This is a genomic window from Streptomyces sp. NPDC088124 (assembly GCF_040685895.1).
Lineage (GTDB): Bacteria > Actinomycetota > Actinomycetes > Streptomycetales > Streptomycetaceae > Streptomyces.
Map to the genome: position 1 here is coordinate 21,261 of NZ_JBFBJB010000030.1, position 20,652 is coordinate 41,912.

Consider the following 20,652-nt stretch of genomic DNA (forward strand, 5'->3'; position numbering starts at 1 on the left):
GGGTGACCCCTACTCAAGACCTGGAGCTGGACTCCTCTCCACAGGCAGAGGGCCCTGTCACCGTGCATCTGCCGGAGTACGTCGCATATCTCCACGATGACGTCATGATCGTGACCAGCGTCGTTCGTACGGCCACCTCTCCCTGATCACGCGAGCCGCCGAGCTCCTTCCAGAGACCGTGGACCGTGCGGGGAGCTGGGGCTGCGAACTGCTCATCGGATGTCGGGCCATCGAGCCCTCCCATTAGGTCGCAGCGCGCCCTGCGCAGACTCAAACACCAGGACGAGCACGAAGAGCAGGGAGCTTGAAGTTGACGATCACGTGCGGGATCGACTGGGCGGAAGACCAACACGACGTGGCGCTGGTCGACGAGACGGGAAAGCTGGTCGCCAAGCAGCGCATCAAGGACGACGCGGACGGCTTCCGCCAGCTGCTTGCCCTGCTCGCGGAAGCCGGTGACTGCGCTGCGGCCCCGATACCGGTCGCGGTGGAGACCGCTCGCGGCCTGGTGTTCGCCTGCCTGCGCACCACCGGCCGCAAGGTGTACTCGATCAACCCGATGGCGGTGGCCCGCTACCGCGAGCGGCACCGCAGTGCCCGCGCGAAGTCCGACCATGCCGACGCGATGACGCTGGCCATCATCCTGCGGACCGATGCCGACGTGCACCGGCCGCTGCCCGCCGACTCCGAACTGGTCCGGGCGATCGCAGTCCTGGCCCGCGCCCAGCAGGACACGGTGTGGAACCGAGCCCAGCTCAACAACCAGCTACGCTCGCACCTCAAGCAGTGCTACCCGGCCGCCCTCGCGGCCTTCGCCGTCCGCGGCGTGGGTCTGGACTCCCGGGAGGCCCGCGCGGTCCTCGCCGCGGCACCCGACCCGCACACCGCCGCCCGCTTGACCCGTGCCCAGTTGCGGGCCGCCCTGCGCAGATCCGGACGGCAGCGGAACATCGAGGTCTGGGTGGAACGGCTGCGCACCCTTTTCACCGGCGACTACCTGCACCAGCTGCCGCTCGTCGAGCAGGTCATGGGACGCCAAACCCGCGCGCTGGTCGCCCAGTCGGATGCCGCCTGCCGGGCAGCCGACGACCTCGCCGAGGCCGCGGCCGAAGCGTTCGCCTGCCATCCGGACGCCGAAATCCTGGGCAGCTTCCCTGGTATCGGTCCGCTCACCGGCGCACGCGTCCTGGCCGAGATCGGCGACGACCGCACCCGCTTCGCCGACGCCCGCGCCCTGAAGGCGTATGCCGGCTCGGCGCCGGTCACCATCGCCAGCGGCAAGAGCCACCTCGTGCGCCACCGCCGGGTGAAGAACCAGCGCCTGGCCGCCGCAGGCTACGTTTGGATCTTCGGCGCACTGCCCTCTCCACAGGTCAAGGCCGAATACGACCGACGCCGCGACCTCGGGGACCGGCACACCGCCGCCATGCGCAACGTCTTCAACCGCTTCCTGGGATGCCTCCACCACTGCCTGCAGACCGGGCCGAAGTTCGATCCCAGCAAGGCGACTCCGGCCACGTCCACGCCGCCTGTGACGCTCGCGGCTTGACTTCTTAGCAAGCTCGGATGTCTGTGGATCGGTCTCCGGGACGGGACGCGAAGGGCGTACCTCCCGAATGATCCTGATGGTCACCGAGTAGGCCCGCGTTCGCAGCGCGGGTCGGGAAGGCACGCCCGTGCTCAGCGTAGTGAATGCCGACGGTTCCACCGAGCCCGGCTCCCTGATCGACGAGACCGTCCGCGAGGGCACCCGGCGGATGCTCGCCGCCGCGCTGGAGGCCGAAGTCAACCAGTACACAACCGAGTTGGCCGCCGAGACCGACGCGGCCGGGCACCGCCTGGTGGTCCGCAACGGCCACCACAGGCCCCGCACCGCGGGTGTCGGTGCGGGCCCCGTCGAGGTCACGGCCCCGCACGTGAACGACAAGCGGGTCGACGGCCACCAGCGCGCGGATGCGGTTCTCCTCGAAGATCCTGCCGCCGTGGTGCCGCAAGTCGCCCAGGGTGTCCGAGGTGCTTCCTCTGCTCTACCTGCACGGACTGTCCTCGGGGGACTTCGTGCCCGCGCTGGAGCACTTCCTCGGCTCCTCTGCCGGCCTGTCGCCGGCCACCGTGACCCGGCTCACGAAGCAGTGGCAGGACGACCACACTGCCTTCCAGCAACGCGACCTCGCCGAGTCCGACTACGTGTACGTATGGGCGGACGGGGTGCACCCCAAGGTCCGTCTCGGGCAGGCGCACTCCTGCGTCCTGGTGCTGATGGGCGTGCGCCTGGACGGCACCAAGGAACTGATCGCACTGGCCGAGGGCCTGCGCGAGTCCACCGAATCATGGGCCGACCTCCTGCGGGACTGCCGCCGCCGCGGCATGCGCGATCCCGAGCCGGTCGTCGGTGACGGTGCGATGGGGCTGTGGAAGGCGCTCGCCGAGGTGTTCCCGGCCGCCCACCACCAGCAGTGCTGGGTCCACAAGGCCCGCACGTCACGAACGCCCTGCCGAAGTCCGCGCAGCCGGGCGCGACGAAGGCGATGCAGGAGATCTACAACGCCGAGGACCGCACCCACGCCGAGAAGGCGATCGAGGCGTTCGCGAAGACCTACGGCACCAAGTGGCCCAAGGCCGTCGCCAAAATCACCGACGACGCCGAGGAACTGCTGGCGTTCTACGACTTCCCGGCCGAGCACTGGATCCACCTGCGGACCACGAACCCCATCGAGTCGACCTTCTCCACCGTCAAACTCCGCACCAAGGTCCCCCGCGGCGCCGGCAGCACGGCCGCCGCCCTGGCGATGGTGTTCAAGCTCGTCGAGTCCGCCCAGGACCGGTGGCGCGCGGTCACCGGTGCCCACCTCGTCGCCCTGGTCCGGGCGGGAGCCCGGTTCGAGAACGGCATCCTCGTCGAGCGGGAACAGCCCCCGTCATCTGACGCCCCCGCAAAGGAGAAAAGGACCAGTCATGCCCGAACCCACAGCCCCGCTGACCGAGTTCATCCGCGCCTACGAGCAGGCCACCAACAGCCACGACATCACCCAGCTCGTCCCGCTGATCGCTTCCGAAGCCGTCTACTGGTTCACCGACGGATCGCACCAAGGCCGCGAAGCCGTCCTCTCCGCCATCGCGGAGACCTTCGCCACCATCCACGACGAGGTCTACCAGATCAACGACCTGGAGTGGGATGACCACGCGATATGCCGCTACCGGTTCACCTGGACCGGAACCATCGACGGCCAGCCGCTCTCAGGAACCGGCCGCGGCACCAACGTGCTCGTCAACAACGCCGGGACTTGGCAGATGCTTCACGAACACCTCAGCGCATAGCCAAGCGGCAGCATCGATCCACAGGAATTGACAATTGCTCGTTCCGGATCGACTTCTACGCCTGTCACCCTCCACCGCATCTCGGGGGAAGCTCACATCCTGGCCGACTGCGCCGCCTGCCAGATGCTGGTCCTGGACAGCCGGGCGCTGCGGGCCCGCGCCGTCGCCAAGGCAACGACAGCGCTTGCCAGCGGGCGAGTTGACCGGCCTGGGTTCGAGGCGGAGCTGAATGCGTGCTGGCGGAGTGAGGCCGCCGCCACGGAGGTGCGCCGCGAGGAGGCCATCCAGGAGCGGCACGCTCGTGAGCGGGTCTGGGCTGAGCAGCGGGCTCAGCACGCGGCCCAGGAGGCTGCCCGGCAGGCGCTCGCCTGCACAGTGTGCGGGAAGCCGGAGACCGCCGGTCTGTGCAGCCGGTGCCGCGACGAGCGCCGCGTTGAGGAACCGATCGCCGAGGCCGTCGACGTGGCGGTCGTCACCTGGGGCATGGGCGGAGGGCAGTACCGGCTTGATGCCGGTCGCAGGACCACGCGGGACATGCGTCAAGCGGTCGAACAGGCGGTCGCGGAGCTTCTCACCGCGGGCGATGGTGTCTTCGCCGAGTCTGTGGCGCTCGCGGCGCGGCTGGCCGCAGAACTCCAGCTGGGCTCACTGCAGCGCCGGGCCGTGAACCGGTTCGCCTACCAGCCGCCCGCCCAGGCCGAGTACGAGAAGGTTTTCGCCACAGAGATGCGACGCAGCCACCTCCACGACAACCTCGACGAGGCCCGCGAGGCCGTTGAAGATGCTGGCCGGACGGCCCGGTTCAACACGGCGCGCGCACTCCTGCACGACCGGCTGCGTACGCTACGGGCTGCCCGGCCGACGGCCAAGGTAGATGCCGAACCGGACTGGTACACAGAGGCAGCCGCTCAAGTCCGTGACCTGATCCGCCCCACGCCGCCGGAGCGCGCCGTGTCCGTACGACGGCCTCCAACCTCGTCGGGCTCGCCGACGGGCAGCCGGGGGTGCTGGCGGGGTTGGGAGCAGGAGCTGTTCCGCACGCGCCACGCGCACCGGCCTGTTCTCCGGTCGTCGTTGACCGAGTGGGTGGAAGGGCTGTCGGGGTGGGAACGTCGGCTACTCCTGGAGGACAACACCGAACTCCAGTACGTCGACAGGACGACCAGGGATTTCGGCTACCGGATGACGATGGCCCTGGCAGTTGCGGTCTCTCAGCCGACTGCGAGTGGACCTCGCGCAGTGGTGGGAAGCCCTGGTACTGCGCCCGACAGCGAGCGGAGCCTGAGCACGATCGCTGTGCTCTCCATCCCAGCAGCATTGCTTCTTCGTCCTTGTCCCGGCTCAGGCAGGTCGCAGCGGTGATCTCCAACTCCACGTTGGCAAGGAGAGCCCGTCTCCCACTGCCCTTCCCGGCCACCGAACCACGACCCGCCCGAGCGGGGCTGCCCGCCGAACCGCGGAATCCAGCCGCGGCCAGCGACGCGGCGGGGACAACTCGGCCCCACCGGCCGCTGCCGGATCCTCCGCCTGGCACTGGCCCCAGCACATCGCTGCCGCCCTCCACAGGATCGCCCCGCTACCCGACTCCGGATGACCAGCAGATTCCCCGTCCCGACAACAACACCACTGGCCCGGAACAGCGGAATCCGGCGCACACCCGAGACGACATCCGGGCCGCAGGTCTATCCACGCTCAGCCACAGAACGCCTGATGGCCCACTGCCTGGGCAGACGGACCACCACGAAAGTTCGACGTAAAGGCCACAGGAGAGACAGTGGCCAATAAACGCCTTCCCTTTTTAGCGCACCACAATATGAGGTGTACGCATGGTTGTGGGGAGGGGGTGAAGAGGGCATGCGTAGTCGTTTCGTGGAGCGGCTTGTCGTCGTCAGTGCTGGTGGCTCCGGAGCTGTTGAAGACGAGAACGGTGACATCAAGGGGCCGGACGATATGCCGGATGAGGGATCAGAAGAGTAGAAAAGAGCCTCAGCGGGTGAGGGCCGACTGAGAGGCCCTCACCCGTTTCCTGCAGATTGAGGAACAGCTCTGAGCAGACGGAGGTGCCCGGTCAGAGACTTCCTTTCTGCCATCGTTGTACTTCTGCGTTCAGCAGTGTCAGGTCGACAGTGCGGTGGCGTACCGATTCCACCCAGGCGGTGACCAGGCGGCTGAACACTTCGGCGTTGGACCCGGCGATCTGGTCATCGACAGCGAAAAGGGCCAGCAGCGCATCTGCGGGCGGCTCGCCGCGGTCACATTCGGGGCACAGGACCGCCTCCCGGAGGCCGTGAACCTCTTCACCGCGGGTGTTCTTCCAGGAGTTGGGGAAGCGGGCTGAGAGCAGTCCGGGTCTTCCGCATGGAGGAGGACAGTTCGGGGGGGCCGTGAGCCGGAGCACGAACTCTTCGGTCGGTTGGGTCACGCCACGCCTTGCCAGGCGTCCGGTCCGAATGTGCCTTTGATGTCGGAGGCGACCGACGTCGGATCGACCAGGAAGCCCAGCTCGTACAGGACGGTTTTCTGCGGTGCGGAGATCCGCAGGCGGACCGGTGTTTCGCCTCTGTGGGCGCCGAGGATGCGCTTGAGCTGGGTGACTGTCCGTTCGTTCATCCTGTGGGAGGGGAAGGACAGCATGACCGGTGGCCGGCCGCCGCTTTCCGCGGAGGACACGTCGAGTACCTGTAGCTCTTGGCCGAAGATGCTGACGGCTCCGTCGCGGTCGTTGAGGCGTCCTTGGACGGAGACGACGGAGTCGGCGATCAGAGCGTGCTGGACGAGGGTGTAGACGGCGGGGAAGTACAGGATTTCCATCTCGCCGTCACGGTCCGCGAGATTGACGATCGCCCAGGGGTTTCCCTGTTTGGTCATTCTGCGGTCGACGCTGGTGATGAGGCCGGACAACTGCACGACGCCTTCTGTGCGGCCGGATCCGAGGAGTTCGCTGATGGTGGTGTCCCGGTTGCGGGACAGGATGTGCTCGGTGCCGTCCAGCGGGTGGGCGGAGACGTACAGGCCGAGCATCTCGCGTTCGGCGGCCAGCAGCTGTTTGCGGGGCCACTCGCTTTCGTCGATGGGGAAGTCCAGGCCGAAGACCGGTTCGTCGTTGTCGCTGCCCAGGTCGCCGAACAGGTCGTCCTGGCCGATCGCTGCCTGTTTCTTCACGGGGATGATCGCGTCGATGGCGTCCTCGTGCGCTGCCGACAGTCCCTTGCGGGTGTGGTGGAGCGAGTCGAAGGTGCCGGCTTTGATCAGTGATTCGACGGCCCGTTTGTTGAGCGCCGCGATATCGGCTTTGTCGAGGAAGTCGGCGAAGGAAGTGTATTTACCTTTGGACTTGCGGGAGGCCACCAGGGAGTCGATGACGCCTTCGCCGACGTTGCGTACCGAGCGGAGCCCGAAGCGCACGTCGTCGCCGATGGCGGTGAAGTTGGCGACCGACTCGTTGATGTCCGGCTGGAGTACCTGAACACCCAGTTTCCGGGCATCTGCGAGGTAGACGGCGGCCTTGTCCTTGTCGTCGCCCACGGAGGTGAGAAGGGCGGCCATGTACTCGGCCGGGTAGTTCGCCTTGAGGTAGGCCGTCCAGTACGACACGAGCCCGTATCCGGCTGTATGGGACTTGTTGAACGCGTACCCGGAGAAGGGCAGCATGACGTCCCACAGGGCTTTGGTGGACTCCTCCGAGTACTTGTTCTGGTTGATCATGCCGTCGGAGAACTTGTCCCATTCGGCGGCCAGTACCTCGGGTTTCTTCTTGCCCATCGCGCGTCGCAGCAGGTCGGCGCCGCCCAGGGTGTAGCCGGCGAGCTGCCGGGCGATGGCCATGATCTGCTCTTGGTAGATGAGCAGGTGGAAGGTGTTGCCCAGGATGGGTTCCAGGGCATCCTTCAGCTCTGGGTGGATCGGCTCGATTTCCTGCCGGCCGGTCTTGCGGTGCGCGTAGTTGGTGTGCGCGTTGGCCGCCATGGGGCCCGGCCGGTACAGGGCCAGGGCCGCCGCGATGTCTTCGAAGCGTGTGGGCTCCATCAGCTTCAGCAGGGTGCGCATGCCGCCGCCGTCGAGCTGGAAGACCCCGAAGGTGTCCCCGCTCGCCAGGAGCTTGTAGGTGGTGGCGTCATCGAGCGGGATCGGCTGGGCACCGTCCTGCGGCACGGTGTCGGTCGTGATGTTGACCCCGCGGTTCTCCCGGATGTTCTGGAGCGCGTGGTCGATCACGCCCAGGTTCCGCAGTCCCAGGAAGTCCATCTTGACCAGCCCCATGTCCTCGCAACTGGGGTAGTCGAATCCGGTGATCTTGACGCCGTCCTTGGCGCGCATGTGGAGCGGGATACGGTCGGTGAGGCGGGTCTTGGAGAGGATGACCGCCGCCGCGTGGACGCCGGTGTTGCGGATCAGGCCCTCGACGCCCTTGGCGCCGTCCACGACCCTTCTGACGTCCGGTTCGTTCTCGTACAGGGCCCGGATCTCGCCGGCCTCCCCGTAGCGGGGGTGGCTCTCGTCGAAGAGCCCGTTGATCGGGATGGACTTTCCCATCACATCGGCGGGCAGGGCCTTGGTGATCCGCTCTCCGTGTGAGAACGGGTAGCCCAGCAGGCGTGAGGTGTCCTTGATCGCGTTCTTGGCCTTCAGCTTTCCGAAGGTATTCACCATCGCCGTGAATTCGTCGCCGTACTTCTCCACGACGTAGCGGACCATGCGGTCGCGGTGGCGGTCGTCGAAGTCGAGGTCGACATCCGGCGGGTTGATGCGCTCCGGGTTCAGGAACCGCTCGAAGAGCAGGCCGTGCTCCAGCGGGCACAGCTCGGTGATCCGGGTCGCGTACGCCACGATCGAGCCGGTTGCCGACCCGCGGCCCGGACCCACCGGGATCTTCTGGTCACGGGCGTACTGGCAGATATCGGCCACAACGAGGAAGTAGCTGGAGAAGTTCATGGGTCCGATAACCGACATCTCGGTCTCGAAGCGCTCCAGAACCTCGCCCGGAATCGGGTCGCCGTAGCGCATGGCCAGCCCCTTGAGGACTTCCTTGCGCAGCCAGGACTCCTGCGTCTCCCCCTCAGGGACGCCGGGGAAGTTCGGCATCTCATCGACATTTTCGAAGACCGACGCATACGATTCGATTCGCTCCGCGATCAGCAGCGTGTTGTCGCACGCCTCGGGGATCTCGGAGAACAGTTCCCGCATCTGGGCCGCGGTCTTGAGGTAGTAGCCGGTTCCGTTGAACTTGAAACGGCCCGGATCGTCCTTGTTTTTTCCCACGCCGATGCACAGCAGGTTGTCGTGCGCGTCAGCGTGCTCCTCCAGCACGTAGTGCGCGTCGTTGGTGGCCAGCAAGGGGATCCCCAGTTCCTTCGCCAGCCGCAGCAGATCGGCGCGGACGTTGCGCTCCAGGTCCAGGCCGTGGTCCATCAGCTCCAGGAAGTAGTTCTCCTTGCCGAGGATGTCCTGGTACTGGCCGGCGATCTCCTTGGCCTGGTCGTACTGCTTCAGCCGCAGCCGGGTCTGGATCGCACCCGACGGGCATCCAGTTGTCCCGATGATCCCCTCAGCATGCTCGGCGATCAGCTCCATGTCCATGCGGGGCTTGCCCGCCGGGAACTGTCCCGTGTAGGAGGCTTCTGTCGACAGGTAGAACAGGTTCTGGAGGCCCTTGACGTTCTGCGCCCACATTGTCATATGGGTGAACCGGCCACCGCCACTGACGTCCTTGGAACCTTCGCCGTCGTCCGACATCGCCCGCACCCCGCCGGGCCCCCAAAACTCCTGCTTGCGGTTCCGCCGCGAGGAGGGAGCGACATACGCCTCGATCCCGATGATCGGTTTCACGCCCGGGAAACTCTTGGCCACCTGCTGGAACTCGTAGGCTCCGAACATGTTGCCGTGGTCGCTCATCGCGATCGCCGGCATGCCCTGACGCTCGACCTCGGCGAACATCGGCTTGAGCCGCTGCGCGCCGTCCAGCATTGAGTACTCAGTGTGATTGTGCAGGTGAACGAAGGAATCAGGCACCGGGAGCGCACCTCCGAGGCGGGACGTAGGAAGCCCCCACCCTAACTTCTGACCCTCTGATCGCAGGCCGCTTCGGGACGTCGGGACAAGAACCGCGGAACGCCGACCTGGCCTGCCATGAAATCATCGCAAACGATCCTTTTCCGGGCCTCCGCCGCAGACGTACTTCCTGCTGCGGTCGTACCACACGGGGTGTTTCCCTGGATGCCAACCCGAACAGTCGGTCTCGTCATGGCGGCAGAGCCATGCAGGGCGCACGAGCTGGCTGAGCCCGCCCTGTCGTGGTCGGCCGGAGAGAGCGACCCGTTGGCCGACTCATTGTTGAGTACACAGAGCTCCGCCCGCTCTCCCTGGAAGAGCAGGTCGAAAGCCTGTGGGCGGAGTGTTCCGCCGCGCGTTTCCGGCGCACAATGGGAGCGTGACGGACACCGCTGCGCAGAGACAAGGATCAGCCGGATCGGACCAGGCTGGGATCGAATCATGATTTCCCTGATCCCCGGACTTCCTTCTCCTGCCGCCTGTGTCGTCACCCGCCCGATCGGCGGGGAAGGCGCGGCCGACGCGCTCGCCGTGCACCTGACGCTCCATCCAACCGCATACGAGCCGACAGAGGGCGGGGCCGCCCTGGACCTGCACACCCTGGCTCTGGCACCGCTGACCTGCGGCCACTTCAGGTGTTCGAGGCACGCCCAGGGGGTGGCGGAGAACGCCCATCAGGATCGGTGGGTGCGAAGCGCAGGTGTCGTCGTGAGACAAATCTGCGATGTACAGCCGCCGTTCCTGGCGCTTGATGCGATGATGCGGCGGTACCCGCAGGCGAGCGTGTGCGGAGCTGTCATCGACGAGCGGTCCTGCATTGTCGGGATCCGCACCGGAGATCCCTTCGGGGCAAACGGGCACGATAGCGATGCCGGCTTCGCGGTCATGATGACCTGCGAGGACGATGCCCCTGCCCCGTTGTTTGCCTCGGCGCTGGACGGATGGCGGATATGGTGGCGGAGAAGAGCCAGCGAATTGACAGGGCGCATCGTCCGGGACTCCGACCTTCCCCCGCCACCTCTGGACCTGAACATGCGCGTCCAGGAGCGGTCCTTCCAGATACGTCTCGAAGATCACGAACGCACGGTGTGGCCACAACTTCCCCCACCTCCACCTCCACCTCCGGACTGGTCTGACGACAGGAAGCACTGACATGGACGGCTCCTCCGCCGCACCCGTGCTCGCCGCGAGGGACGCTGCCGTCCGCATCCGAGCTCTGGCGCTGCCGCAGCGCAGACACCAGCCACCCCGGCAGGCGGTGCCCGGAGACCCGGCGTCTGCCTCCTCGGCCGTTCTGGAGACTCTGAACAAGGCAGTGAACAACGGCTCTCCGATGATCGCGATCATTGGAGAGCCGGCGGCCCGGCGGGCGCTGGCGGCCCGGTGGATGCAGGATGTGGCCAGCAGCTACCCCGCCGGCCACATCTATCTTGACGTGGCCGATGAGCGGCGCGGCTCGGTCGCTGATGTCGGTGACTATGTAGGAGACGTACTGCGGACGCTGGGAGTTGCAGAGCAATGGCTGCCGGCGACACTCGGAGAACGCCACGCCATGCTGGGCGAGATCACCGTCAGACAGCCACTGCTGATCATCCTCGACAGTGTCCAGCACCCCACCGAGGGGGACCCGCTGGCCTGTCCGGGATCATTGCTGATTGTGCTCGGTGATCACCGGCTGGCCCCGCTACTCCGCCAGGGGACTCCTGTGGTGGATCTTGCTTCGCCGGCGGTCCCGGAGAAGCGGAAGCCGGAGCCGCCCGTGCCGCGGCTGTCGCGGCGGGCGCACCGTCTCATGTGCCTTCTGAGTCTCATCGCAGACACTCTGGTCAGCCGGAGACTCATCGTGACCGCCGAGGGCAGGCAGGGTAGCCGGGCACTGGAAGAACTGGTGGACAAGGGGCTGGTGGCGGCCGCTCTGACCTGTCCGGACCGCTTCCGGCTAACTGACCCCGCGCTGGAGTATGTCCGGAACCGGACGCACATGCGAAAGCCGGAAGCGAGCGCTGCGCGCCGTCTGGCCGCGGCTCTCCTCCTCGTCTCGGACCAGGTCGTGCAGAACTCGGACGGCGAGAGAAGCGTGGACGGGAGCACCGCGGCTCTGGAGTGGCTCGATGGTGAACGCGCTGCGTTCGTCGCGGTCATGCGGCACGCTTCCGTACTCGCATGGCACAGCACTGTGTGGAAGCTCGCGCTGAACCTGGAGTCCCTGTACGAAAGGAGAGTAAGGAGAGACCGTACAGCGGACCGGATCGACTCTCTCCGCCTGGGTATCGAGGCCGCCTTCTGGGACGGGGCGATTGACACACATCTGTTCCTGAGAGCCCGGCTGGCCGACGTGTACTGCCGGTCAGGATACCTTGACGAGGCCATGGAACAGGCCGACAGGGCGGTCGGGCTGATGGACCGCACCGTCGACGACAGCCTGCGGGGATTGATCACAGGCGTACGGGCCCGGGTGAACCTCGCCGGCGGACGAGCCGAAGCCCTGGACGAGCTTGAGCAGTCACGGCAGTGGTACGAACGCGCGGGGGCTCCGGAAGAGGCCGACGCACAGACATGTCTGTTGGGCCGGGCGCTCGTGATGGCGGGGCGCTCGGAAGAGGCTCTGGAGACACTGTGTGGCACCGATTCCGCCCGGGCCGCGATCGCCCGGGCCACCGCTTATCAGGCACTCGGCGATGTCGGTCGGACCCTCGGCAGTGCGGTGAGCGGAGCTGAGCACGCTGCCGAGGGCGGCGACTATCCGGCCTGCCAGGAAGCCCTGTACATCGTGGCCTGTGCGGCTCGGCGGGAGGACGAGACGGAACTGCTGGACGCATGCCTCGGCAAACTCCAAGAACTCCGCTGTTTTACCGGCCCTGCGGACACCCCGTCAGACTCCCTCGCAAACGGGTGAGAGCGCGGAGTCCGGGGTGCCATCACTTGGGCCCCGGTACTGCCCTCCAAGCGGTGGATGGTCCGGTCCGACAATCACCAGGGCTCGCAGACCAGGACGGGGTGGTGATGATCAACAGGTCGGCGGGGCCGAGCGGTCTGGTGATCGCGTGGTCGTTCCGACACGACCGAGAGGCCTGACGAACGCGCCCGGCTCCGTAAGGCATGCACCACAGAACTCCGCCGCCCGGCCTCACAGGGGCCATCCCGACCACCCGTGGGAACAGTTCCCGAACCAGCAAGGGCAGGGAAGCATGTGACCCGAAGAAGCATTCAGATTTGGGAGACAAGAGACCACGGAGAGCAATAGATTATCGCCATGTCAGATATGCGGAGTCTCTGGTGGCAGGCTGGCCGGTTGGCTTTCTCGGTATCGACGACCGAGTGGATGAACGACCGGTGGCATCGCGCTCTGCACCGCTCCGCCACACTGCTGGAGCCCGTGTGGCCGACGGAAAGCGACGCAGGGCCCTTCACCCATGCGTTGCCCACCATCGCACTGGTGCTGTACTCAGGGCCCCACGATGTTGCCCCGGAGGACGTGCCGGTGACCGAACTCCTTGCCACCCTTACACCTCGTCAGACCGGAGCACCCCTTGTCGAGGACACTGTCCGCCCGGCCTTGATGGAACACGGGCACCACCTGGACGACGACTCGCCCCTCTCCACCCTGTTCCGCCAGCTCACCGAACCTCACAAGCCACTCACCCACACATCCACAGGTCTCGAACTGCCTTTCGGTGAGCATGTGCCCGGCGGGACGTTGCTGCACGTGTCAGCGGAGTGGGCGTCCGAAACCCTGAATTTCCACTGCCCCAGCTCCAACGTCAGCAGCTGACATCCGGGCGCAGGACACACGAACTGGTTGGCCGGGCACCACGTGGCGAAGCCAGCGGCACAACGGCGACCGGTTCGACATCCTGTTCAGCCCCCTGCGGCGCAGGCCAGCCGAAAGGTGTCGGCGTTGTCATGAGGTTTTCAATGAGTACCGTGCCGCTTGTCCCTCAGGGGAAGGGAGGTGACGTGGCTCCGGTCAGTATCGCCCCGTGGACGGCCTCGTCGCGGCCAGTAGCGTTCGGCGCCGGCGATACTCAGGCAACTGCCGCGCCGCCTGGCTTGCCGTACGCGGGGTGTTCGGCAAGCCAGCCGGTTCCGGAACTCCCGCCCTCTTCAGAAGTCGCGAACTCTCAGAGAATCTGGTTGGGGTTGATGTCCACGTACGGGGACAGATGATCGGAGGCCCTGAGTGCGGCGGGGGTGCGGTGGACGCCGTAGTGGACCAGGGACGGGGCGGCCGGTCGGGTGGCGAGGATCAGATCAATACGCCGTTCCCCCCAGGGGTCGGGATCACCCTTCCCGTCCGGCCAGTGACCGACTGTCGGATGCCACGGAGCACCGAGGTGGGCTGCGGCGTCGACCGTGAAACCGCGCCGTAGCAGAGCGTCGGTCTGACGACGGTCAGCGAGCTGCTCACCGCCGATGGTGCCTTCCAGGAGCTGGTACTCGAGGTCGTCGTGGTCTTGGTAGGTATACGGTTCGGGGTCGTAGTAGTACAGGGTGCCGTCGGCTGCGAGGACCCTCGCTGCGGACAGGGCGTTGAAGTCGCCGAGTACGAAGCCCGGGTTGGCTCCGCCGCTGCTTCGGAGAATGCCTTTGATCCGTAGCGCCTCGTCCTCGCGGAAGTTCGGGCGGAACGGGTCACCGTGGTAGGAGCCGATGGTTACCGGTTTCTCCGCGCCGATTTCGAATTGGGCGGTGGTGAATCCGTGCCAGAAGTCAGGGCTGCCGAAGGGACGGTAGCTGCCGGGAACGACGCCGATGGTTCCGGGATTCCACAGCAGAGCTGTGTACCACGCGCGGTGCGCGTTGGCCGCCATGGCGATGCCGTGCGGATGTCTTGGTGTGATGCCGACGGCGCCGGTCAGCCCGCACTCGTCCGCGAATTCTTTAATGATCTGTGCAGCTCTGGCATCCCATTGCGTCTGGGGGGTGGCGTTTTCGTCGACGCGGATTTCCTGGACAGCGAGGATGTCCGGGCCGATCTCACGGACCGTGTCGACCCGGTCCTGCCAGCCACTGGTCCCGCGGGCCGCGCCGTTGAGTTTGTAGGCGTTGAGGTTTGCCAGACGCTTCATTCGGAACTCCTGCTCGTCTTCGGGTGAGTCTCTGTTGTCGACCGACGCGATGGCGTGTGTCGGTCAGAAAATGCTGCCTTGTGCGGGCAGTTCGGTGACTGTCTGCCGTTGCGGGTTGGGGAGTCCGAGCCGGGCGCGGGCTGCGTGGACGGCTCGGATTTGGTGGGCGCCGTCCGGCCCCCAGTCGAACAGTTCAGCGGCCTGCTCAGCGGTGGCCAGAACGCGTGCGTAAGTCTGGCCGGTAGCCGGGTCGCGCGCCACGGGCCGACTGTGGGTGAGGCGCGCGTAGAGGCGTACGCGGGCTTGGGGGCCGGATGCGTCGTAGAGATAGCCGAGGTGGAGCGGGTCACTGATGAGGACCTGAGCTTCTTCGTACGCCTCTCTCCTCAGCGCGGCCGCCGGGTCGTTGTGGTCTCCGGGTTCGAGTGTTCCGCCAGGCAGGCAGCCGGATCCGGTGTCCTGCCCGATCAGAACAAGGACCCTGCCGTCGGGGGCGAACAGCCAGCCCCAGCTTTGGCGGACCGGCAGGCCGGAGGGCACCGATGCCGCCTGCCAGGGCCACCGCTGCGGTTTTCGTGGTGTGCGTAGTACCTCCAGGCGATCCAGCGTGGTTGGTGCGGTGGGGTGTCCGTCTTCGAGGAGGGCTGCGCCCGAGCCGTTGATCCGGGCCCGCAGTGCGGACAGGGCGCGTCGGGCGTCGCTGGGGGAGAGCAGGTCTGGCAGCCGTGCGGGTTCGACGAACTCGATCCCGGTGATCTCGCTCGGTGGCAGACGGATTTCGCCGATCCGGTCGTCGTCCCAGACGCCGCCGTCGAAGACGTGCAGAATCTCGCCGGGAAACCGCATAGCGGCGGGCGCCCCGCTGCTGTCGGCGGAGACCCAGTCGACGGCAAGGCACCGGTCGACAGTGGCGGTGACCCCGAGCTCCTCCACCAGCTCACGGGTTGCTGCGCGAGCGGGGGACTCGCCCTTGTCGACGGCGCCGCCCGCCAGGAGACACGTGTCGCGATAGTCGACGTGCTGGACCAGGACCTGCCCGAACTGGTTGGTGATCAGCACGGACGTCCCGACCCACAGGGCGGCCGAGGTACGCAGAGCGCCATACGCTTCCGCGGTCATTGCGGTGCCGGGCTGTTCGCCGGGAACGGATGTGGTCGTCATGGCTCTCCAAGTCAGAAGGGGCCGGTCGGGCCCAGGGCGGAGTGAGGCGGTGGGCCTCAGACAGTGAGCTGATGGGGAGCGTCGGGGACGCGCCCCGTCGTGAGCGGGTGAAGAATTCAGGCGCGATGATCTTTCGCCGGGTCTCCTCAGGCAGGCCGTTCGAGATCTTTCCCGTCGGCATCCTCCGGTGGCTGGCCGAGTCGCTACTCCAGCAGTACTTCGATGCCTGACCTGGGGTAATGGCGAGCGGTGGGAGCGTAGTGGGCAGTTGGCCGTCACGGATGACTTCTGCCCGCACGCCCCTCGAAGGACTGGGCTGGTCAGGAGGCACGTCCCGGGGTGCCGGGCCGCCCCGGTGTCATGGAGCGCGTGAGCGTGATCGAGGACCGTCTCAGGCGGGTCGAGCATGAGCTGTACCCGAACAGCGGAGAGAGCCTCCGTGATGCCGTCGACTTGGCGAACGCACGGCTGGCCCAGCTCTGCTCGGATCCAGGCGAGTGCAGCACAACCGATCCGCCATATCGGCGTCCTGGCTCCTCGCCGGCCTCGTAGCCGGAACTCCACCTCTACGACAAATCAGGAGGTAATGAGAGTTCGGGTAGCGAGCGCCGTGCGGAGGTTTCTCGCTGAACCGGTCGCCGTGGCGATAGCGAGGGAGCGCGATACGAGGTGGTGCGCGACGTCCAGGTCGCCAGTGGCGGCGTGGAGGCGTGCACAGGTGGTCAGGACCTCGGCTGAGCCGCGAACGCTGGTCGTGGGCCAGTCCGCGCGCGTCTGGTCCAGGACCCTTCTGCCTGATGTGAGATAGGCCGGGGCTGTCTGTCCGAGGCGGACCATGACGTGGCCACTCCACTTTCCGATCTCGGCGGTGTCCAGGTAGCCGATGTAAGGAGGTGTCTCGCCGTCGTGAGCACCTTCCAGAAGCGCCCAGGCGGTATTGAGGTCGGTCCGCGCGGGGCGCGCGCTGCCCAGGCCCGCATGGTGGTAAGCGCGTACGGCGTGAAGCCAGCACCGTACGGCGGGATGTGCCCGGGTTCCCGCCAGACGAAGGGCACCGTCGGCGAGATGCAAGGCGCGCTGGTAGTCGCCTTGCTCGGCATGGACCCGGCTCATCTGTCCGATCAAGTTGGCGCAGCTCGACAGGTCACCCGCCTGGCGGGCGTGGGCTGCGGCGTCACGGTAGTGGGTGGCGGCGGTGTCGGGCATGCCCAGGTCCCAACTCAGGAATCCGACGAAGCCCCCGGTGTCCGCTGCGAGGGCCGCCACCCGCTGGTGCTCGGCTGTTGTCCGGAGAGTGGCGTGCCAGGCAAGGATCTGCTGATGGTGGTCGAGGGCCTGGGTGTAGACGGAGGCGGCCCCGCGCAGGTAGTCCAAGCGGCCGTGGGCAGCACGTAACGCGGTATGAGCTTCCATCAACTCGCTTCCCCCTATGTCGAGAGAGCCGCCGAGTCCTGCGGATACGGCGCCCAGCGCGCCGGCGTTCTTGAGGAAGTCCCTACGCCACACGTCGTTGTCCCATCCTTCGAATAGGTCTTCGGTGCCGTCAGGCCCCGGTTCGATCTGGCTGTTCCCCTGGTGCTCGTGGAGTCGCCGGTGGGCTTCTTCCAGTTCGACCAGTCTGCCGCCCGCATTGAGGGCTTGGTCCAGGGCGAGCGAGATTCGTGGAGTCGGGGTTCTGCGTTCGTGTTCGAGGTCGCTGACGGTGCTTTTGCCGCAGCAGGCCATCCGTGCGAGGTCACGGAGCGACAGGTTGCCCCGTAATCGCCGCAGTTCCGCCGCGAAGTTTTCCCGCGCTTCCATTCCGGTCGGCATCGCTTCCTCCGTGGTGGTGACGACGCTGGTGTCCGCAGACGGTGCGGACAGGTCCGCGCGGCTTTGACCAGCGAACTTGTTATGTACGGGCGTGCGGTACCGCTGGCGGTTCTGCGGACACCTGCGGACAGCCGGACCCTGCCCAGGGGCTGATGCGGGTGGCCACCATGGTCGTCCCAGCGAAGACGACCCATGAGCGGCTGGAGTGCCGTGCCGGGGGATTTTCGCAGGTTTGGGTAGGCCCGGTGAGCATGATGGGGAGTTGGGCATGATGAGAAGACTGGATCCGGCCGAGAAGCACACGGATTCCCGCGGTGGAGTCCCGAGCGTTGCCGCGCGGATGGCGGGGTGGCCCGGTCAGGACGCTGAGCAGGGCCTGCCGCCGGTGTTGGCACTGGGGACCTTCGAGCGGGTGGGATCGAACTGGCTGTCCGACTCTCTGCGCTCGGTGATGCCGCAGCACAACGAGCCCTTCCGGCAGCAGCTCGGCAGGGAGCATCCGCTGTCCCCGCGCAGCCGTGTCGCGGTCGATTTGAACGGGGTCGTGCTCGGAGGTCTGGGGCGGCACCATCTGGCCTGTGCTCTCAGCGACCTCTACGGACGGCCGCGGCATCTGGTCAAGGAGACCAACCTCTTCTTCGCCACGGACACCGTGGTGGAATTGCTGCCCCATTCCCCGGTGCTGGTCCTCACCCGCGCCCCCGTGGGGATCGCCTCTTCGTTCGCACGACGCGGGCTGTGGGAACGCTGGCGCTACGGGGAGCGGTACGCGCAGGTCGCGGCGACGGCGCACTCGCCGTGCTGGCGGGGCGAATTCGAGCCGCTGCTGCCACAGGACGATCCCGAGGACGCGGTCGCTCTGGGGCGCCTGGTTGCGGTCAACGCACTGCTGCTGGCCCGCGCACTGGTGGGGCGGGGAAATGGCCGGGAGTACACGGTCGTGTCGTACGAGCAGCATGTGGACGACCGTCCGGCGGCGCTGACCGCTCTCGCGAGCCACCTGGGGATCGAGCTGCCGCCCGGTCCGGTCCGGCCCACCGGTCCATCCGCCACCGCGGCGGCGGACGCGACGTTCGCGACCACTGAGGGGAAAGACCGGTTGGTCGCCGTACTCGCTCCCCGCACGGCCGAACTTGTGCGCAACCAGGTCTCCGAGACGATGACGCGTGCCGGGCAGCTGCTCGACGCACAGGTCACGGAAACCGCCGCTGAGTGGCTCTCCGGTGACGACCTGTACGAACTCCACGAGCCGGCCCGGCGCCCCGCCCGCCTGCGCACGCCTCCTTCGCCCACGAGGAGTCTGCCAGTCCTCGCCTACCGCCCGGTGACGCGAGTGTCCTGGCGCAACCTGCTGGTCAGCAACGCGGAGATGGCAGATCTGCTGACCATGATGCACGCCGCCGGAGTGTCGAACACGCACTGCGGCACGAACCTCATGGTGTGCCCGATGCCCCACGAGCGGGGCGGTCGGCTGCATTTCGACGCGGCCCGTCGGCGCTGGATGGTCAGCCCCGGCTACGAGGCGCACCCGGCGTACTGGGTCACCTGGGTGGGAGCAGCCGTTATGGCAGCCTGGTCCGGGGCCCGCCTGCCCACCCGCGATGAAGCGCTGGAAGCGACCACGGGGGCACGTGCGTCCAACTGTGACTACGCGCTGGGCGACGTAACCCCGGTCGCAGAGCCGGACCGTGGCCCTGGCCAGGTGCACCACCTGGTCGGCAACGTACAGATCTGGTGCGCCGACGGCCCCGCCAACGGCGACGAGCGGCCGGTGCAACGGCACTTGTTCGGCGCGGCGTGGAACACGCCCGGAAGCGCGACGGCGATCAGAGAACTTCGCTCGCGGTACCTCCTGGGCTCCTCGCGCGGAGTCGGCGTACGCCTCGTCCGCGACCCCGACACCAACGAGACCACAGGACTCGGCGCGTGGGAGATCGCCGTCAGGCTCAACCGCTGGATCGACACGCTCGACGGGCCAGCCCGCCCGCTGGGAGCGCTGGACCGCCTGCTGGTCACCGAGCTGACCGGATCGCCGCGCAGCGGCTCATAGCCCGATGGCGGCCTTGGGCCCCATGTAAGAGCCGGCCCCGGGAAATCCGTCCCGGCACAGCTTCACGAACGTCTCGCTGAATCCCCGATCCAGCAGGTCATCGAGCGGCACAAAGGTGACCTGCCGGATCGGGCGCGTGTCCGCGCCCTCCGCAACGGCCCCGATCCGCCCGCCGACCCGACGGGCCTCGAAGGTGATGTGAACAACATGAGCCCGCGTGTGATCACACACGTACAGCAGCCGGCCGGCCTCGACCTCGATGCCGGTCTCCTCCCTCATCTCCCGTACAAGCGCCCCCTCCAGCGTCTCGCCGTCCTCGACCTTCCCGCCGGGCAGGCTCCAGGACCGTGGCCCGTCGGTGTCCTGGTCCAACAGCAGGATCTGGCCGTCCTCAATGAGGATGCCCGTCACGCGTGTATGCAGCATGCGGCGACGTTACCGCCCGCCCGCCCCGTCCCGGGCGCACAACGATGAACGCGCAGCCCACGGGCGTGGTGATCGCGGCCGGTGGACTGGGCACCCGGGTAGGGGGTTGGTCGCCCTTCCTGCCCAAGGAATTCCGCCCGATCGGAGGGCGTCCCGGACTGGTGCACGTCCTGGAAGAGGTCGCAGCCATCGGAGCAGACCGCGCGGTGGTCGTCCACCATCCGTACTACGCCCCGCTCATCGACTGGGCCCGCCAGGTCCTCGCCCCCGGCGCCCTCGCCCGCTACCAGGCACTGACCCGGCAACCGGCCACCGCCCCCCGCCCGCCCACCGAACGTCTGCGCGTCGACTTCATCGCCCAGCACGGCCGCTACGCCGACATCACCTCCGCACTCAACGGTGCCGAGCACCTGCGTACCGGCCACATCACCTTGGTCTTCGCCGACAACGTCGACCCGGACCACACGGCCCTGGCCGAACTCCTCACCGCTGCCACACCGGGCACTCCTGCGGTCCTGGCCAGCCCCTTTGACGCCCGTGAGGCCGTCAGCCATGGGGTGATCATCTGTACTGGGTCCGATTCCGTACGCACCATGGCCGGACTGGTCGAGAAGCCCGACCCTGCCCACGCCGCGCAACTGATCGCGGACCACGGCCGGAACAACCTCCGGCTGCTCCAAGGCCGTGTCCACCTGACACCGAGGCTGCTGCACCACCTAGCTGCGACTGCGCGCGGGTCTGTCAAACGAGCGGTGTAACCAGGGTGTT

The 20,652-nt window shown here is 67.1% G+C and carries 15 protein-coding genes and 1 pseudogene; 10 read left to right on the forward strand and 6 right to left on the reverse strand.

The genetic code is table 11. The annotated features are described in order from the left end of the window. The first annotated feature begins 310 nt into the window (after positions 1-310). The 4 genes and pseudogenes from AB0P17_RS24330 (at position 311) to AB0P17_RS24345 (ending at position 4,680) form a co-directional block, all read left to right on the forward strand. On the forward strand, positions 311-1,549 hold the full coding sequence (locus AB0P17_RS24330) for an IS110 family transposase (protein WP_365814008.1): 1,239 nt from the start codon (positions 311-313) through the stop codon (positions 1,547-1,549). A 127-nt stretch (positions 1,550-1,676) separates the two neighbouring features. After that, a pseudogene (locus tag AB0P17_RS24335) lies at positions 1,677-2,906 on the forward strand (IS256 family transposase); the annotation flags it as partial. A gap of 49 nt (positions 2,907-2,955) precedes the next feature. Continuing rightward, entirely contained in the window at positions 2,956-3,318 is a 363-nt protein-coding gene (locus tag AB0P17_RS24340; protein ID WP_365814009.1) for a nuclear transport factor 2 family protein, read from the forward strand. 123 nt (positions 3,319-3,441) lie between these two features. After that, positions 3,442-4,680 carry a hypothetical protein gene (locus tag AB0P17_RS24345; RefSeq protein ID WP_365814010.1) on the forward strand — a complete coding sequence of 413 codons (1,239 nt, stop codon included), beginning with the start codon at positions 3,442-3,444 and terminating at the stop codon, positions 4,678-4,680. 706 nt (positions 4,681-5,386) lie between these two features. Here AB0P17_RS24345 and AB0P17_RS24350 read toward each other — a convergent pair. Together AB0P17_RS24350 and dnaE are read right to left on the reverse strand one after the other, a co-directional pair. Further along, positions 5,387-5,740, reverse strand: a complete 354-nt coding sequence (locus AB0P17_RS24350; protein WP_365814011.1) for a DUF6300 family protein — start codon at positions 5,738-5,740, stop codon at positions 5,387-5,389. Continuing rightward, positions 5,737-9,327: a DNA polymerase III subunit alpha gene (gene dnaE / locus AB0P17_RS24355; protein ID WP_365814012.1), complete on the reverse strand. Its 3,591-nt coding sequence runs from the start codon at positions 9,325-9,327 to the stop codon at positions 5,737-5,739. The genes AB0P17_RS24350 and dnaE overlap by 4 nt, the downstream gene beginning before the upstream one ends. A gap of 480 nt (positions 9,328-9,807) precedes the next feature. Between dnaE and AB0P17_RS24360 the strand changes: the two genes are divergently transcribed. The 3 genes from AB0P17_RS24360 to AB0P17_RS24370 all read left to right on the forward strand — a co-directional run bounded on the left by AB0P17_RS24360 (position 9,808) and on the right by AB0P17_RS24370 (position 13,138). Then, positions 9,808-10,518, forward strand: a complete 711-nt coding sequence (locus AB0P17_RS24360; RefSeq protein WP_365814013.1) for a hypothetical protein — start codon at positions 9,808-9,810, stop codon at positions 10,516-10,518. A 1-nt stretch (position 10,519) separates the two neighbouring features. After that, positions 10,520-12,262, forward strand: coding sequence for a hypothetical protein (locus tag AB0P17_RS24365; protein WP_365814014.1), 1,743 nt, complete (start codon positions 10,520-10,522; stop codon positions 12,260-12,262). A 357-nt stretch (positions 12,263-12,619) separates the two neighbouring features. Next, the gene (locus AB0P17_RS24370; protein WP_365814015.1) at positions 12,620-13,138 is read left to right on the forward strand and encodes a hypothetical protein; all 519 of its coding nucleotides are present in this window, start codon (positions 12,620-12,622) and stop codon (positions 13,136-13,138) included. 349 nt (positions 13,139-13,487) lie between these two features. On the opposite strand, the gene AB0P17_RS24375 is transcribed toward AB0P17_RS24370, so the two are convergent. Together AB0P17_RS24375 and AB0P17_RS24380 are read right to left on the reverse strand one after the other, a co-directional pair. Further along, positions 13,488-14,435: an endonuclease/exonuclease/phosphatase family protein gene (locus tag AB0P17_RS24375; RefSeq protein WP_365814016.1), complete on the reverse strand. Its 948-nt coding sequence runs from the start codon at positions 14,433-14,435 to the stop codon at positions 13,488-13,490. A gap of 63 nt (positions 14,436-14,498) precedes the next feature. Beyond that, positions 14,499-15,596, reverse strand: coding sequence for an NUDIX hydrolase (locus AB0P17_RS24380; protein WP_365814017.1), 1,098 nt, complete (start codon positions 15,594-15,596; stop codon positions 14,499-14,501). Positions 15,597-15,667: 71 nt separating this feature from the next. On the opposite strand from AB0P17_RS24380, the gene AB0P17_RS24385 reads away from it, so the two are divergent. Beyond that, entirely contained in the window at positions 15,668-15,826 is a 159-nt protein-coding gene (locus tag AB0P17_RS24385; RefSeq protein ID WP_365814018.1) for a hypothetical protein, read from the forward strand. 346 nt (positions 15,827-16,172) lie between these two features. Here the strand turns inward: AB0P17_RS24385 and AB0P17_RS24390 are convergent, their stop codons facing one another. Continuing rightward, positions 16,173-17,408: a helix-turn-helix transcriptional regulator gene (locus AB0P17_RS24390; RefSeq protein ID WP_365814019.1), complete on the reverse strand. Its 1,236-nt coding sequence runs from the start codon at positions 17,406-17,408 to the stop codon at positions 16,173-16,175. A 268-nt stretch (positions 17,409-17,676) separates the two neighbouring features. On the opposite strand from AB0P17_RS24390, the gene AB0P17_RS24395 reads away from it, so the two are divergent. Beyond that, positions 17,677-19,458, forward strand: coding sequence for a hypothetical protein (locus tag AB0P17_RS24395; protein WP_365814020.1), 1,782 nt, complete (start codon positions 17,677-17,679; stop codon positions 19,456-19,458). On the opposite strand, the gene AB0P17_RS24400 is transcribed toward AB0P17_RS24395, so the two are convergent. Further along, the gene (locus tag AB0P17_RS24400) at positions 19,453-19,869 is read right to left on the reverse strand and encodes an NUDIX hydrolase (protein WP_365814021.1); all 417 of its coding nucleotides are present in this window, start codon (positions 19,867-19,869) and stop codon (positions 19,453-19,455) included. The two genes, AB0P17_RS24395 and AB0P17_RS24400, sit on opposite strands and share 6 nt — an antisense overlap. Before the next feature lie 59 nt (positions 19,870-19,928). Between AB0P17_RS24400 and AB0P17_RS24405 the strand changes: the two genes are divergently transcribed. Next, entirely contained in the window at positions 19,929-20,642 is a 714-nt protein-coding gene (locus AB0P17_RS24405) for an NTP transferase domain-containing protein (RefSeq protein ID WP_365814023.1), read from the forward strand. Positions 20,643-20,652: the final 10 nt, after the last annotated feature.

What these genes read in the sequence shown, in the direction of transcription:
- AB0P17_RS24340 (WP_365814009.1), top strand. Translation starts at nt 2,956, where the DNA reads ATGCCCGAACCCACAGCCCCGCTGACCGAGTTCATCCGCGCCTACGAG.
- AB0P17_RS24345 (WP_365814010.1), top strand. Translation starts at nt 3,442, where the DNA reads ATGCTGGTCCTGGACAGCCGGGCGCTGCGGGCCCGCGCCGTCGCCAAG.
- AB0P17_RS24360 (WP_365814013.1), top strand. Translation starts at nt 9,808, where the DNA reads ATGATTTCCCTGATCCCCGGACTTCCTTCTCCTGCCGCCTGTGTCGTC.
- AB0P17_RS24365 (WP_365814014.1), top strand. Translation starts at nt 10,520, where the DNA reads ATGGACGGCTCCTCCGCCGCACCCGTGCTCGCCGCGAGGGACGCTGCC.
- AB0P17_RS24370 (WP_365814015.1), top strand. Translation starts at nt 12,620, where the DNA reads ATGTCAGATATGCGGAGTCTCTGGTGGCAGGCTGGCCGGTTGGCTTTC.
- AB0P17_RS24375 (WP_365814016.1), bottom strand. Translation starts at nt 14,435, where the DNA reads ATGAAGCGTCTGGCAAACCTCAACGCCTACAAACTCAACGGCGCGGCC.
- AB0P17_RS24380 (WP_365814017.1), bottom strand. Translation starts at nt 15,596, where the DNA reads ATGACGACCACATCCGTTCCCGGCGAACAGCCCGGCACCGCAATGACC.
- AB0P17_RS24385 (WP_365814018.1), top strand. Translation starts at nt 15,668, where the DNA reads ATGGGGAGCGTCGGGGACGCGCCCCGTCGTGAGCGGGTGAAGAATTCA.
- AB0P17_RS24390 (WP_365814019.1), bottom strand. Translation starts at nt 17,408, where the DNA reads ATGCCGACCGGAATGGAAGCGCGGGAAAACTTCGCGGCGGAACTGCGG.
- AB0P17_RS24395 (WP_365814020.1), top strand. Translation starts at nt 17,677, where the DNA reads ATGATGAGAAGACTGGATCCGGCCGAGAAGCACACGGATTCCCGCGGT.
- AB0P17_RS24405 (WP_365814023.1), top strand. Translation starts at nt 19,929, where the DNA reads ATGAACGCGCAGCCCACGGGCGTGGTGATCGCGGCCGGTGGACTGGGC.